Here is a 15,662-nt window from a genome sequence, read left to right as displayed (position 1 = left end):
GGGGATAAGCTTTTCAAATACCTGTTTTCTTGATAGAGTTATAGGACAAAACTATAAGCCTATCAAACGCAATCAACCCGGAAAGTTCATCAAAATCTTACTATCGTAGCCTTCAATAGCCTTACGCCCGTTGAGACCATCTAGCTCAATTAAGAAGGCACAACCTGCGACAATCCCACCCAGGCGCTCAATCATCTCTATCGTTGCCTTAACCGTACCGCCTGTCGCCAAAAGATCATCAACAATCAGGACACGCTGACCAGGCTTAATGGCATCTGCATGCATGGTCAAAGTATCGATGCCATACTCCTTTTCATAGTCTGCAGAAATAACCTCACGTGGTAATTTACCCGGCTTACGAACAGGCGCAAAGCCAATACCTAATTCAAAAGCAACAGGACAGCCAACGATGAAACCACGCGCTTCAGGGCCGACAATCATATCAATTTTCTTATCAGTAGCATACTGAACGATCTCTCGAATGGCATAACTGTAAGCATTACCATCAGCCATCAAGGGTGAAATATCACGAAAGGTAATTCCTTCTTTAGGGTAGTTCTCAATAGAGGCAATATACTTTGTTAAATCCATAACATCACTTTCTATAGCACTTGGCCAAAAATGTTTTACATTTCATTATAGCACAAATTGCCATAAAAGATTTAAAATTATCTTGAATCATAAAACGCTAGCAGTTATCCGAAATGAGTCATCAATCGGACCGACCCAAGTGAGCCGGCCTAAAATATCTTCAAAGAAAAAATCATGACTATCCCCTAGCTTCTATCATTAAATAGCTCTAATCAGATTTGCTCCAATGCTTGATCCAAATCACCAATCAAATCATTGACGTTTTCCAATCCGATAGACACACGAATTTGGTTAGGTTCAATACCGCAGACACGAAGGTCTTCTGGACTCATCTGACCGTGAGTTGTAGTCGCCGGATGCACTACAAGAGACTTAGCATCAGCGACATTGGCAAGATCTGAAAAAATGGCTAAGCTGTCAATCACCTTACGAGCAGCTTCTGCTCCTCCTGCAACATTGAAGGTAAAGATGGAGCTGGCGCCCTTAGGCAGATATTTTTGCGCCAATTCGTAGTAAGGACTAGATGGGAGACTAGCGTAGTTAACCTTAGTCACTTTAGGATGATTTTCCAGATATGCTGCAATTTTCTTGGCATTTTCAACATGGCGTTCCACTCGCAGAGACAAAGTCTCCAGCCCTTGTGTCAAAAGAAAGGCATTGAAAGGGGAGAGACAGGCACCGGTATCACGCAGCAATTGTGTACGAACTGCTGTAATAAAGGCTGCTGCCCCAATATCACGGGTATAGCTGAGATTATGGTAAGATGGATCTTCCTCGACAAATTGCGGGAATTTGCCGGATTTTTCCCAGTCAAATTTTCCTGAGTCCACAATCACACCGCCGATAGAGGTGCCGTGACCGCCAATAAACTTAGTGGCCGAATGCACAGCGATATCAACACCGTAAGAGAAAACATCGATGAGATAAGGGGTGGCAAAGGTATTGTCAACAACCAAAGGAATATTATGGCGATGGGCAATCTCTGAAAGTTTTTCAAGATCTGCAACATTCCCTAAGGGATTTCCCAGCGTCTCAGCTAAAATAAACTTGGTGTTGTCCTTAACAGCGGCTTCGATAGCGGCAAAATCAGCTACATCGACAAAGCTGGTCGTAATTCCATAGCGCGGCAGGGTTTCTTTGAGTAAGTTAAAGGTACCGCCGTACACAGTCGTTGCTGATACAATGTGGTCCCCAGCATGCGCTAAAGCAAGAGCCGTATAAGTAATGGCTGCCATGCCAGAAGCCGTCGCCAAAGCACCGACACCGCCTTCTAAAGCTGCCATGCGCTCTTCAAGAACGGCAGTCGTTGGATTGGTAATCCGCGTATAGATATTGCCTTCTGTCCGCAGAGCAAAAGAATCCTCAGCATCCTGCGAATCGTTAAAAACATAGGATGTGGTTTGGTAAATCGGCAGGGCACGTGATTTAGTCGTTGGATCGACTGTTTGACCGGCGTGTAGCTGCAGGGTTTCAAATGAATAGTCTCTTGTCATAATCATTCCTCCATAAATATCATTAGGTTTATTTTACACCTAAAACTTTTTATTGGCTAATAGCTAACTAAATAAAGGATGTATAGCTTTCAGCTATACATCCTTTATCAATTACAGACCAGATATGAGAGTGGGAGAAAAATCAATAAACCGTGAGAAAATCACGGTTTTGATTGACCTCGCTTTCCTATTTTTGGGCTGCAGTAATTCATTGGTGCTAAAGCACCTAATGAGCTGTGCAGGGGTAAGACTAAGCCGGCAAGTCTTGCTCCCAACCACTGCGTCGTTCTAGTTAAATCTGGAATAATATTAACGAGTCTGGACTCTTGTCTCAGGCTCCAGCTACTTCTTCTCAATCGGTGCCACACTGGCTAAAACTTTTTTAAGGCCGACCTCTGGAAAATTGATTTTGAGCTCCTGAGCCTTACCAGAGCCAGACACTTCTAATACCGTACCGTCTCCCCACTTACGATGGTGGGCAATATCACCAATTTGCCAATCAACAGACGGTTGATCAGGACCTGCTGACTGCACTGGAAGGCCTCCCGAACGAGCTTTAACAACAGATCTAGGAGCTGCCTGCGCTTTTCTGGCTTGCAGGGCCTGAGCCAAACTCATCCCTTGACCAAACTTCGTTTCGCTGCTGTCACTATAACTAGCCACAAAAGAGGTATTGACGGGCCGAGCCAAGCCCTTGTATGCTAAAAGCTCCTCTGAAATTTCCTTGATAAAGCGAGTTGGCTGATTATAACTAGATTTCCCAAAGAGAGTACGACTATTAGCATTGGTCAGATAGAGAATTTCTTCTGCCCTCGTAATCCCAACATAGGCCAGACGCCGCTCTTCCTCCAACTCATCTGGATCTTCGGCTGCTCGACTCAAAGGAAAGACATTCTCCTCCATACCAATTAGAAAAACAACAGGGAACTCCAATCCCTTGGCGGCATGCAGGGTCATGAGAGTCACCTCAGCTGATTCAGCATCTCCATCATCAGTATCTGCAATCAAAGCTAGATCATTAAGAAAACGACTGAGTTTATCGAGTCCCGATTCACCCTCAGGTGCCTCATCGTTATCACCATCAAAATTTTTGGTCACAGATAAGAATTCCTCGATATTCTCAATACGTGCCTGGCTCTCAAGAGTATTTTGCAGATTAAGAGCTTCCATATAGCCTGTCTTATCCAATACAGCTTCCACAAGCTCTGTGATGGTATAAGCATCGAGATCTGATCGCAGAGCCAAAAGCGTATTAGCGAGGTCCCAGACAGCTTGAACAGCCTTTCCTTTAATGCTGGACAGCATGACTTGCTCACAAGCTTCTAGCAGACTCATCCCCTGTAAGTTAGCAAAATCTCTAATTTTCTCAACAGTTCCTGGACCAACACCACGCTTGGGCTCATTGATAATACGCTCATAGCTGATATTATCTTGGGGATTTGCAATCACATTGAGATAAGCTATAACATCTCGGATTTCTTTACGACTATAGAATTTAGTCCCCCCTACCATGGTATAGGGAATATTAGATTTAAGGAGAGCTTCCTCGATGGTACGTGATTGAGCATTAGTGCGGTACAAGACAGCAAAATCCTTAAAATCTCGAGATTGCTCACGAACCAATTCATCAATGGTCGATGCAACGAAAACAGCCTCATCACGTTCATCATTGGCTCTATAATAAACGATTTCCTCCCCATCAGCATTTTGAGTCCAAAGCTCTTTGGGACGGCGATTGCGGTTATGATTGATGACATCATTAGCGGCTTGCAGGATTTTTTTAGTCGATCGATAATTTTCCTCAAGTAAGACAACTTTGGCCTCAGGATAGTCCTTTTCAAAATCCAAGATATTCTGCATATCAGCCCCACGCCAACCATAAATAGATTGGTCAGCGTCACCAACTACACAGATATTTTTAAAGCGTGATGCCAAGAGCTTGACCAGCTGATATTGAGCATGATTGGTATCTTGATACTCATCGACATGAATATATTGATAACGCTGCTGATAATAGGCTAAAACATCTGGATTTTGATCGAAAAGCCGAAGGGTTAGCATAATCAAATCATCAAAATCCATCGCCTCACTGCGACGCAGTTCTTCTTGATAGAGCTTATAGCATTTGGCGACAATCTGCGTATACATATCACCTGCCTGCTGTTCATAAGCAACCTCATCGATCAAATCATTTTTAGCATTAGAGATAGTGGCTAAAATCGCACGCTCATTCCATTTTTTGCTATCAATATTGAGATCTTTGAGAACACGCTTCATCAAGGTACGCTGCTCCCCAGGGTCAACAATCGTAAAATTTCGATTGTATCCGATATGATCAGCGTCCCGCCGTAAAATGCGTACACACATGGAGTGAAAGGTGGCAATCAAGGTCTCTTGAGTTGCTTCATTGAGTTGCATAGCCCGCTCACGCATCTCACGTGCCGCCTTGTTAGTAAATGTGATAGCTAGAATATTCCAAGGGTTGACCATTTTTTCGTCGATGAGATAAGCAATGCGATGGGTAAGCACACGTGTCTTACCCGATCCAGCACCCGCCATGATCAATAGAGGGCCTTGGGTTGTTTTGACCGCTTCTTTTTGGCGGTCATTCATGCCTGTCAATAGTGGATTCATTCGCTTCTCCTTATCAATTTTGCCTTAAAATTATACCACAAATCTCAATCAAAATCCCAACCCAGTCAATAGACCTAAAAAGCAGCTGACTCCATCAGCTGCATAAATAGATTAATAAAATTGATCTGGGCCGTTTTTACGAAGGAGCCAGCGCCACTTAGCATAATCAACTGTAATCTGCCATTTACTACAAGATTTGAAGTCATGCCGTAAAAAACGGACGCTCTGCCAAAAGTGAGACACACCTGATTTTTGCCAATTTTCTCGAGTTAAAAACTGGCCTCGAGTACGCCAGTACTGCTCTTCATAGCGATAATAGACCTGTCTAACACGAGCCAAACGAATCAAGGGCTGATAGTGGTTGCTGCTAGAGTATTTCTCAACAGGAACATTGATAAGAGCACCTCTCAGCAAAAGTTTCCAGCTATCTGGATGCTCATGAAAATAAAGCCTCATCGGCTTTTGCAGATCTGATGGCAGCTGGTAGTTCCATCGCTCACCATCCAAGAACTCCACCTTAACATAAAAAATTTTCTTACGCCTCGACATATTCTCTCCCCTTAAAACACTTGCGATTATATCACAGGACAGTTATAAAAGTCTAGTAACATTACTGAAATCTAGGTTGACGCACAATCTCACTTGTGATATGATTTTTAACAGACTTATTATAAATAAACCGAATGAAATCGTCAGGAGAGCAAAGACTATGTCTTTCACCGAAGGAGTAATACTCTCAGGTTCTAGTAGACTAGATATGACTGATGATGGACGGACTTCTGGAGAGCTTCCCACTAGGGGAACGCCGAAGGGGCAAGGTGGCTTGGCTGCTCAATCTCTCAGGCAAAAGGACAGAAAAATAATCATAGTCTTCTAACTTTAAATTTAGAAGCTATGTTTTTCTACCATCCAGAAGTCCAGATGCTATATCTGGACTTTTTTTGCTCTCCAGACGATCGTTCGGATTAAAGAAAGGATTTTTATGTCTGTCTTACTAACGATCGACTGGCTTAAACTGCTGACTGACATTAACGATAACTATGTCTGGGGTCCCCCTCTTCTCATCCTCTTGGTGGGAACAGGGATCTACTTGACCCTGCGTCTGGGCTTGCTACAGATGATCCACCTCCCCAGGGCCTTTAAGCTCATTTTTGCCGAGGACAAAGGGGAAGGTGACATCTCCAGTTTTGGAGCCCTAGCTACTGCCCTAGCTGCAACCGTCGGAACCGGTAATATCGTAGGGGTCGCAACCGCTATTGGAACCGGGGGACCAGGGGCACTCTTCTGGATGTGGATGGCCGCCTTCTTTGGAATGGCTACCAAATATGCCGAAGGTGTCTTAGCTATCAAGTATCGTACCAAGGATGCTAATGGTCAGGTATCTGGTGGACCCATGTATTACATCAGCAATGGTATTACTGGACGATTAAAACCCCTTGCCAAACCTCTAGCCTATTTCTTTGCCTTAGCAGGTATCCTCGTCGCCCTCCTTGGGATTGGTACCTTTTCACAGGTTAACTCTATTACCAGCTCATTGGAGAGCAGTTTCCAATGGTCACCAAAAATCATTAGTCCTCTCATTGCCGTGCTAGTAGCCGCTATCGTATTTGGGGGGATTCAATCCATCTCCAAGGTAGCAGAGAAGATCGTTCCTTTTATGGCTGCTTTATATATTCTGGCCGCTATCAGCATCCTAGCTGTCAACTACCAAAACATTCTCCCAACTATCTGGCTGGTCTTAAAATCAGCCTTCACCCCTGCTGCTGCCACAGGAGGTTTTGCTGGAGCTACTGTCATGGGAGCTATCAGGCTTGGGGTGGCACGCGGTGTCTTCTCCAATGAATCTGGTCTGGGTTCTGCCCCTATTGCAGCTGCTGCCGCTAAAACTAATGAACCTGTAGAGCAGGGGCTTATCTCCATGACAGGTACCTTCATCGATACCCTAATCATCTGTACCTTGACCGGGCTCTCTATCCTTGTCACCGGTAAATGGGCAGTCAAGGGACTTGAAGGTGCTACTGTAACTCAGACTGCCTTTGGTTCTGTCTTTGGTGAGCTTGGAGTCATTGTCTTGACCTTGTCACTAGCCCTATTTGCCTTTACCACTATCCTAGGCTGGTCTTACTATGGTGAGCGCTGTATAGAATTTGTCTTTGGCACCAAGGCTATCGCCAGCTATCGCATCATTTTTGTTATCATGGTGGCACTAGGAGGCTATCTCAAACTTGCAATCATCTGGAAGATTGCTGATATTGTCAATGGACTCATGGCCATTCCTAATCTGATTGCCCTTCTAATTTTATCGCCCATTATCATTAAAGAAACCAAGCGATACTTTAGCCATAAGCAAAACTAAGCGCTACTTGACTACTTTCAAAGCAATTTGACAGGTCAAATAACTTTTTATACAATAATGACATCTCTAATTTATACATAGTGTCAAGCGAAAGGAGCTAGGTCCTAGCTCCTTTTCTTTTCGCAAATAAAAGAAGATAGGAATGTATATTCTCATGTTAGATTTAGGACTATTAACAGATATTAAAGATAACTATGTCTGGGGACCAATACTACTCATTCTCTTAGTAGGTACTGGAATTTATTTGACTCTAAGACTTGGCTTTCTCCAGATTATCCGACTCCCCAAGGCCTTCAAGCTCATTTTTGCAGAAGACACTGGCGAAGGGGATATCTCTAGTTTTGGAGCCCTAGCTACTGCCTTAGCTGCAACTGTCGGCACCGGTAACATCGTGGGGGTCGCAACCGCTATTGGAACTGGCGGGCCTGGAGCTCTCTTCTGGATGTGGATGGCGGCCTTCTTTGGAATGGCCACCAAATACGCCGAGGGGCTCCTTGCTATCAAGTATCGTACTAAGGATGCTAATGGTCAGGTATCTGGTGGACCCATGTACTATATTGTCCATGGGCTAGGAGAAAACTGGAAATGGTTAGCAGTCCTCTTTGCTATCTTTGGTACTATGACCGCCTTACTTGGTTCCGGTACCTTTACTCAGGTCAATTCTATTACCAGTTCACTGGAGAGCAGTTTCCACTGGTCGCCAAAAATCATCAGCTGCATTGTTGCTGTTCTGGTAGCCATTATTATTTTCGGCGGTATCCAGTCGATCTCCAAAGTAGCTGAGAAGATTGTTCCTTTTATGGCTGCTTTATATATCCTAGCCGCTATCAGCATCCTAGCTGTCAACTACCAAAACATCCTCCCAACTATCTGGATGGTCTTAAAATCAGCCTTCACTCCTGCTGCTGCCACAGGAGGGTTTGCTGGAGTAGGCGTTATGGAAGCCATTAGGCTAGGGGTAGCACGCGGTGTCTTCTCCAATGAATCTGGTCTAGGTTCTGCCCCTATTGCAGCCGCTGCTGCTAAAACTCAAGAACCTGTGGAGCAAGGTCTCATCTCCATGACAGGTACCTTTATCGATACCCTTATCATCTGTACTCTGACCGGGCTCTCTATTCTTGTCACTGGTAAATGGGCAGTTAAGGGACTTGAAGGTGTGACTGTCACACAAGGTGCTTTTGGATCTGTTTTTGGCAACCTTGGTATCATCGTCTTGACCTTGTCACTAGCCCTATTTGCCTTTACCACTATCCTAGGCTGGTCTTACTATGGTGAGCGCTGTGTGGAGTTCCTCCTCGGAACAAAAGCTATCAAATTCTATCGTGCTGTCTTTGTGCTCATGGTTGCCCTAGGAGGCTTTATCAAATTACAAGTCGTCTGGACAATCGCTGACATTGTCAATGGACTTATGGCCTTTCCCAACCTTGTAGCCTTGCTAGGCTTATCACCGATCATCATCGCAGAAACGAAAAAATACTTTGACCAACGAGACAAAAAAGGCTGAGACAAAAGTTCTCAGCCTTATGTATTGAACCAAAGTGAAGAGTAAACTTCAACGATTGAAAAATGACAGCTTACAATCCAAGCGCCAAATCCCTTAGCTACCTAAAGTTTAAAACCCAACAAGAAATAAGAATCAATGCCTAGAACGATTGATTTTGCCCCCACTTCCTTATCCCCTACCCTATCACGACGGGGGCAATTCTGGTATAATAACTAAACCAATACTAAAGGAGAGCAAGCTGTGACTGAAAAAATAGACAATATCAAACAAGCTAGACGAGGGCCTATTCTTAGTATCTGCGCCTATATCCTTTTGGCCAGTGGAAAGTTGTTTGTAGGACACTATTTAGCGTCCTCATCCTTAATTGCTGATGGTTTTAATAACTTCTCCGACATCCTCAGCAATGTCATCTTGCTAATCGGCCTATATCTCGCTAGCCGACCTGCCGATGAAGACCACCGCTTTGGGCATTGGAAAATTGAGGATCTCTCCAGCCTCATCACTTCCTTTATCATGTTTCTAGTTGGTTTTCAAGTCTTGCTTCAAACCATCAAAAAATTGCTAGCCAACCAAAGCACTCCCATTGATGCCCAAGGAGCCCTAGTTGGTCTGATATCAGCCAGCTTGATGCTTTTAGTCTATTTTTACAATAAACAGCTAGCCAAAAAGGTGAACTCCAGCGCCCTCCTAGCTTCTGCCAAGGATAATTTATCTGACGCTTTAGTCTCTTTAGGAACATCTATTGCCATTATTGCCAGCTCACTTAAGCTCCCCATTATTGACCGTCTGGCTGCCATCATTATCTGCTATTTCATCTTAAAAACAGCCTATGATATTTTTATTCAAGCAACCTTTAGTCTGTCAGATGGCTTTGACGACCAAGAATTGCTCAAATATGAGAAAGCCATTCTTGAAATCCCCAAAATTACAGCGGTCAAATCACAACGTGGACGTACCTATGGTAGCAATATCTTTTTGGACTTGGTGCTTGAAATGAACCCTGATTTATCAGTCTACGAAAGCCATGCCATTACCGAACAAGTGGAAGACCTCCTCCACCATCAGTTCCAAATCTATGATGTGGATATTCACGTCGAGCCAGCCAGTATTCCCGAAGATGAAAAAGAAGAAAATGTTTACAATAAACTCCTTAGCTACGAAACAGAGATCCTGTCAAAACTATCTGACCATCTGGACCTCCTAACAGAGTCAACACAGCTCATCGACCAGGAGGGCTCTACTAGTAAAGGAAAGGCTATTGCAGACCACTGGCAGCCTTCTTCCAATCATTTAAAAAACTTCCAAATGACTTCCATCAGTCAAAAAACAAAACTAGTAACCTACCAAGTCAACCAAGAAAGCCATACCAGTATCTGGCGTCGCCATGAGCGTTGGCAACTGATCTTTCACCAAATCACATCCAAACAAAAAGCAAAATGAGGCCGGGAAATTTCCCGGCCTCATTTATTATGATCACTTGAATAATCCTTTTACGGTTCTTTGACCTCTTTAGTTGCAATGTCTTCTCCAAACCAGCGGTCTGAAATTTTCTGGAATTTCCCTTCCTGATACAAGTCACTAAAAGCTCTATTAATATTTTTAACCAGAGTCTTGTCTGCCTTACGGGCACCAACAGCAAAATTTTCAGACTCATAACCAGCTGGTGTCAGATTATACCGATCCAACTTTCCTTCTTGTTCCAGGTAGTAGTTGGCATAAACCCGGTCAATCAACAGTCCATCGAGACGATTGGCATCCAGATCAATCATAGCTGTCGTAAAAGTGGCATATTGGGTTGCCGTTTTATCCTTGACCTTATCCTTTAAGAGCTTGGGCTCAGCATTAAAAGCATCAAATCCTGATGATCCAGCCTGAGCACCTATGCTCTTACCAGACATACCAGCTATTGTATCAATACCAGATGATTTTTTGGTAATCACGACTTGTTCATTAACCATATAAGGATCTGTAAAATCAAGGACTTGCTTGCGATCATCTGTTACAGAATAACCATTCCAAATCAGGTCAATCGTTCCATTATTAAGCTCAGTTTCTTTCATGTCCCAGTCTATAGGCTGCCATTCGACAGTAATCCCATATTTTTTAAAGACAGCATTAGCTAAGTCAATATCAAATCCATGGTAACTACCATCCTTTTCTTCAAACCCCATAGGGACAAAGGTAGCATCGAAACCAATTTTAATCCGCTTTTCTTGGACATAGGTCTTCCACTGATCACGCTGAGTTGCAAAATTAGAACGGGAACTACAAGCCACTAATACCGTCGAGCAAAGCAGGGCCAAGAAGGAGAGCCCCAATAATTTTTTTATCATTTTCATAGATCACCTATTTCATTTAGGATTAATCGTCAAAATTTCATCTGCAATATTTTTCGCAAACTGCATATCGTGGGTAATAACAATCTGGGTAATACCTGTGTCACGATTTTGCAGAATGAGTTTTTCTACTTCTTGTCTCAGTTCTGGATCCAAGGCCGATGTCGGTTCATCGTAACCAATGATCTTAGGATCAATCATCATAGCACGCGCAAAAGCAACCCGCTGTTTCTGACCACCAGATAAGGAATAAGGATAGACATTAACATGCTCCTCAAGTCCAAGTGTTTCCAGCAGTTTCTGAGCCTTTTTAACAGCTTCGTCCTTAGAGATTCCCATGGTCTTAACCGGAGATAGGGTGAGGTTTTCCAAGACCGTCAAGTGAGGAAAGAGCTGAAAATCCTGAAAAACAAAGCCTAAAATATTCTCTGTTTCCAAATGACTCAAAGGAACCTCTTTCCCTTGATAGAGAACTTGACCAGCATCAATTGTTTCCAGACCAGCTAACATACGTAAGAGAGTGGTCTTACCACCACCAGAAGGACCAACAATCGCCAAGATCTCTCCTTCCTTGACTGTTAAATTGAAGTCGGTAAAAATCTTATTTTGGCCGAATTGTTTTGAAATATTTTTTAAAGTTAACATACGACCTCCCTATTTATAAAAATTGAATTTTTTCTCAATACGCTTAGATGCTAGGGTCACTACACCAACAAGAACTAAGTAAATAGCTCCAGCTACGAACATTGGCGCCAGAGTGGCATCACGATTAGCAGCGGTACGGCTTTCTAGAAGCAGATCACCCACACCCAGAACGTAAACCAAGGATGAATCCTTCACCAAGTTAATGACTTCGTTGAAGACGCTGGGAAGCACAATCTTGATAACCTGTGGCAAAATGATATAACGAATGGTCTGAAGCTGGCTAAATTTTAAAACACGTGCAGCCTCATACTGCCCCCTAGGAATGGCATCAATCCCCCCTCTAAATATCTCCGCAAAATAAGCAGCATAATTAAGCGTAAATGCTAAAATTGCAGCTGGCAAGCGATCGAAGACGATACCCACACTTGGCAGAACATAGTAAAAGAAAATCAGCTGAAGCAAGAGCGGAGTTCCACGCATGACCCATACATAGATCGTCAACAACCAATTCAAAGGTTTAAACTTGAGCTGCATCAAGAATGCCAAAATAATTCCCAAGGGAATGGATAAAATAATAACAATGCAGAAAACCTGCAAAGTGACTAGAGCCCCATTTAAAAGAGCGGGGAGAATTTCCATTACATACGCCATAATAACTCCTCGATAGATGATATGACTTATTATACCAAATTTTCTGACAATCAGATAGAGTATTTATTTTTATTCAATTCATAGCAAAAATATACAAAAAAAGCCAGACAGAATGCCTGAGCCTTTTGCATCATTTCCCCTAAGGATAGACAAATCAACAGAAAAACACCAACTGACTTCTTAACCACGATCACTGTAGCAGCTGATTTTTATCCAGCTTCTTGTAAACTTAGGATTTCTTTACGAATTCTGCCTTGAGCTTCATAGCTCCAAAGCCATCAATCTTACAGTCAATATTGTGATCACCATCAACCAAGCGGATATTCTTAACACGAGTCCCTTGCTTAATATCTTTAGAAGCCCCCTTAACCTTAAGATCTTTGATGACAGTAACACTGTCACCATCTGCCAAGCGGGTACCATTACTATCAAGCACAATCAAGCCCTCTTCCTCAGCAACTTCATTTGGATCCCACTCGTAGGCACACTCAGGACAAACCAGCAGAATTCCGTCCTCATAGACATACTCCGAGTTACACTGGGGACAATTTGGTAAAGACATGTATTTCTCCTTAATCATTAATACCACTATTTTACTGTAGGATTGGAGTTTTGGCAAATGGAGTCAGATAATTGATATTGAAAGATCTCTTCTGCCTCCTTCATGGCACTACTGAAATCCTGATAGTTAGTCTGTTCTTGAGGAATAAAGAGGCCGAGCTTTTTCAATGTTCCGCCGTAACCTGCAAGCCTTCCGATATAGTGATCAGCTTCTCTTTCAGTACTTGGAAATAGCAAACCGGCTGCCTTAGCTTCTAAAATATAAGTATAGCTAATCAGCTGAAACAAATCTTCCCGAGCAATGCCTTTCTCAGTCTTTTCCAATCGCTTATATTTAGCATCTAAAACAATACCTGACTGACGGCTGTAAAAGTCTGGATAAACTGTTCTTGTCCTGTCAGAAAAAGCAGAAATACCACCTGTACTAGCCTTATTCTGCGGGTGCTCGAAATCCTTCCCAAGCAAAGTCGCCAGATACTCCTCCCAGAGCCAGGCGACATCAAAAAGAAGACCGTGGATTTTTTGATGGGATTGATCCAGCCCATGCCTTTCTCGACATAAAATCATCAGGCAAAGCCGCTGCAAAGTCCGATACTCATGATAGTAAGCATGTCGGATAGGTTTATTTTGATTTTCTCTGATGATCTTAGTCCTATCTGAAAATCGATAACCGGGCGTTACCCGTACAATTTCAGCTATATTTTCCTTAACTGAAGATGAGCTGGATAAAAGTGCTCTGCCATTGGGAACCGTATGCTGAATAAAGGCAATGGTGTGGCGAATCAGCTGCATGAGAGCGTTATCAAAGGAAAATTCCCTAGTTGAATAAGCTATTTTTCCTGTAAAAGGCGTGTTCTGCTTAATATGCTGGGCAACTTCTATTGTCCCTTTGACATGACTGTCATTGTAGAAAAAGCGTTGATATTCCTTATACAGCCCCTTGCGCAAGGCTGCTTCAAGATATTTGGGAAAGAGATAGACCAATAGCTGGTACCAGCTATCTTTCTGAGACAGGCCGACATCGAGACTAGTCAGATTGAGCTGCAGCACCTTTTGCAGCATGTAATGCAAGAAATAGTCATCTTCCCCAGTGGCAAAACGTGAATGAATGCTCAAGCGCTCCTCCCCACAGCCCAGAAAGCCGATGATATTGTGCGTTTTAATCTGACCGTCAACTGTCTCTAGCACCTTGCCGTCTTTTTCCAAATCGAAAGAATCCTGTAGATCATGCGGAAAAATAAAGAGATTACCCTCTGTGGAAAGACCTTCCAACTTTCTATCCAGCAATTTTTCTGACAGCTGAGGGTAAGAAGTTTCAAATTCAGACCTAGCTACTGAATCATTATCCGTCAGTCTCATCTGACTCTTCCTTTGTTACTAAGTTGTAGGCTTCTTCTAACTTTTTCAGCTTTTCTACCTCATCATAGGAACCACGCAAGTAATCTTCCAAAAGCGGCTCTAAATAGTCAGACCAAAGTACACCATAATCGTAATCAAGATCTTTCAGTTTCAAGAAATACGATGGACCAATATGATAGTGACTGCTGAGACCATCAGTCCGAGAAATGGCATTGTTGAGGTTAGTCAGTCGTGCCTTTGCTTCCTCAGCATAGTCTCCCAATGTGTCATCCAATATTTCCAATCTATCCTCAGCTTTCACCTCAACAAACCTAAAACGCCGGCGCATAGCAAAGTCAAAAGTATCAACGGAGCGATCTATATCGTTCATGGTGCCAATGATATAGACATTCTCAGGAATATAAAATCTCTCATCCCTTTCATGTAAATTAGCATATTGGGTTGATACTGCACCCTTCTCCCCGCGGTAACTCGGATCAATAGCGAAAAACAACTCTCCAAAAATCTTTGAAATCTCTCCGCGATTGATTTCGTCGATGATAAAGACGAAGTTTTTGTTTAGATCTTCTCTTGCTTTCTTACAGAATTCCTTAAAAATCCCATCCTGCAATTCAAAACCAATTTGACCATCAGTACTTGAGACAGGGCGCAACCCTTCCACAAAATCTGTGTAATCATAGGATGGGTGAAATTGCACAAAACCGATTTGGTCATCATTCCCTCCAGTCAGCTCCTCAGTAATATGCCTAGCAAGATAGGTTTTCCCAGTACCCGGCGCACCACGGAGGATGAGGTTGTGGGAATTTAATAAAATATTAGCATTTTTACTATAAAATGTAGATGGATTTTCTTTTACTAGATTTTCTCTAGAACTGACTAAGCCTCTATATGCTTCTGTTTCTTTAATATGCATATATTCGTCAAAAAAATTTCTTAAATTCAAATTTGGATCCCTATCATTAAATAAATCTAAATCTTCTATGTTAGCTGCTATTCCTGTTGGTAAATCTTTTTCCCCGTTTTTCCAAATAACAGCTTTTACCGAAATAATTTTGCCATTTTTAAATTCAAATCTTAAATTTGCCCATAGCCCCTCCACCATATGATCTACAGAAATATCATAATTTATATAAGGTACTTTTGTCTCTCCATCTCCACTTTTAGGACCATAGGAACCTGTATTAAATAGATGACAATGAAATTCAATATCGGCAATCGTTACAAAAAACATTCGATTTCCATCTCTATATTCGCTATTTGGTAAATCCACTGATAATAATTTAGTTTTCTTATTCTCTGTTTGATTTTCATTCGCCTGTTCTACAAATCTCCTAAGTAAGTTCTTAAATTCCTTATAACTATTGGACATATCAAATATTCTCTCTGGCTTTCTTTTGGTAAATTTTGCTGCTATATTGAAAATTTCTACTTTACTGATGAGACAACATAACTTATTCTAGCATTTCTTCTTTAACTTTATATTAATTTCTGAAAATTTAATATTTTGCTTAAAAATTACTTTTCAGAGCATA

13 protein-coding genes and 1 riboswitch are annotated in these 15,662 nt (G+C 42.4%); of the genes, 3 read left to right on the top strand and 10 right to left on the bottom strand.

Going from position 1 to position 15,662, the window contains the following annotated elements; translation table 11 throughout:
* Positions 1-72: 72 nt before the first annotated feature.
* The 4 genes from AC4HAJ_RS01285 to AC4HAJ_RS01270 form a co-directional block, all read right to left on the bottom strand.
* On the bottom strand, positions 73-591 hold the full coding sequence (locus tag AC4HAJ_RS01285) for an adenine phosphoribosyltransferase (protein ID WP_491078340.1): 519 nt from the start codon (positions 589-591) through the stop codon (positions 73-75).
* Between the two features lie 212 nt (positions 592-803).
* Complete coding sequence (locus AC4HAJ_RS01280; protein WP_491078339.1) at positions 804-2,084, bottom strand: O-acetylhomoserine aminocarboxypropyltransferase/cysteine synthase family protein; 1,281 nt, start codon at positions 2,082-2,084, stop codon at positions 804-806.
* A gap of 342 nt (positions 2,085-2,426) precedes the next feature.
* The gene (pcrA, locus tag AC4HAJ_RS01275; RefSeq protein ID WP_491078338.1) at positions 2,427-4,718 is read right to left on the bottom strand and encodes a DNA helicase PcrA; all 2,292 of its coding nucleotides are present in this window, start codon (positions 4,716-4,718) and stop codon (positions 2,427-2,429) included.
* Between the two features lie 111 nt (positions 4,719-4,829).
* A complete protein-coding gene (locus tag AC4HAJ_RS01270; RefSeq protein ID WP_491078337.1) occupies positions 4,830-5,267 on the bottom strand; it encodes a DUF7679 family protein in 438 nt (145 codons plus the stop codon).
* A gap of 220 nt (positions 5,268-5,487) precedes the next feature.
* A riboswitch (glycine riboswitch) is annotated at positions 5,488-5,583 on the top strand.
* A 117-nt stretch (positions 5,584-5,700) separates the two neighbouring features.
* Between AC4HAJ_RS01270 and AC4HAJ_RS01265 the strand changes: the two genes are divergently transcribed.
* The 3 genes from AC4HAJ_RS01265 to AC4HAJ_RS01255 all read left to right on the top strand — a co-directional run bounded on the left by AC4HAJ_RS01265 (position 5,701) and on the right by AC4HAJ_RS01255 (position 10,018).
* Positions 5,701-7,074, top strand: a complete 1,374-nt coding sequence (locus AC4HAJ_RS01265; protein WP_491078336.1) for an alanine/glycine:cation symporter family protein — start codon at positions 5,701-5,703, stop codon at positions 7,072-7,074.
* Between the two features lie 154 nt (positions 7,075-7,228).
* Positions 7,229-8,578, top strand: a complete 1,350-nt coding sequence (locus tag AC4HAJ_RS01260) for an alanine/glycine:cation symporter family protein (protein WP_491078335.1) — start codon at positions 7,229-7,231, stop codon at positions 8,576-8,578.
* 240 nt (positions 8,579-8,818) lie between these two features.
* A complete protein-coding gene (locus AC4HAJ_RS01255; RefSeq protein ID WP_491078334.1) occupies positions 8,819-10,018 on the top strand; it encodes a cation diffusion facilitator family transporter in 1,200 nt (399 codons plus the stop codon).
* A 50-nt stretch (positions 10,019-10,068) separates the two neighbouring features.
* Here AC4HAJ_RS01255 and AC4HAJ_RS01250 read toward each other — a convergent pair whose 3' ends face one another.
* The 6 genes from AC4HAJ_RS01250 to AC4HAJ_RS01225 all read right to left on the bottom strand — a co-directional run bounded on the left by AC4HAJ_RS01250 (position 10,069) and on the right by AC4HAJ_RS01225 (position 15,499).
* Positions 10,069-10,917: an amino acid ABC transporter substrate-binding protein gene (locus AC4HAJ_RS01250; protein ID WP_491078333.1), complete on the bottom strand. Its 849-nt coding sequence runs from the start codon at positions 10,915-10,917 to the stop codon at positions 10,069-10,071.
* Positions 10,918-10,929: 12 nt separating this feature from the next.
* Positions 10,930-11,559, bottom strand: coding sequence for an amino acid ABC transporter ATP-binding protein (locus tag AC4HAJ_RS01245; protein WP_491078332.1), 630 nt, complete (start codon positions 11,557-11,559; stop codon positions 10,930-10,932).
* Positions 11,560-11,568: 9 nt separating this feature from the next.
* Positions 11,569-12,210, bottom strand: coding sequence for an amino acid ABC transporter permease (locus AC4HAJ_RS01240; RefSeq protein WP_491078331.1), 642 nt, complete (start codon positions 12,208-12,210; stop codon positions 11,569-11,571).
* Positions 12,211-12,439: 229 nt separating this feature from the next.
* Positions 12,440-12,772 (bottom strand): zinc ribbon domain-containing protein YjdM, encoded by a 333-nt coding sequence (locus AC4HAJ_RS01235; protein WP_491078330.1) that lies wholly within the window; start codon positions 12,770-12,772, stop codon positions 12,440-12,442.
* Between the two features lie 26 nt (positions 12,773-12,798).
* Positions 12,799-14,130 (bottom strand): McrC family protein, encoded by a 1,332-nt coding sequence (locus tag AC4HAJ_RS01230; RefSeq protein WP_491078329.1) that lies wholly within the window; start codon positions 14,128-14,130, stop codon positions 12,799-12,801.
* Positions 14,114-15,499 carry an McrB family protein gene (locus AC4HAJ_RS01225; RefSeq protein WP_491078328.1) on the bottom strand — a complete coding sequence of 462 codons (1,386 nt, stop codon included), beginning with the start codon at positions 15,497-15,499 and terminating at the stop codon, positions 14,114-14,116. The genes AC4HAJ_RS01230 and AC4HAJ_RS01225 overlap by 17 nt, the downstream gene beginning before the upstream one ends.
* Positions 15,500-15,662: the final 163 nt, after the last annotated feature.

It is taken from the genome of Streptococcus sp. ALY_211 (assembly GCF_058314555.1).
This window is presented reverse-complemented; position numbering and strand designations above follow the sequence as displayed.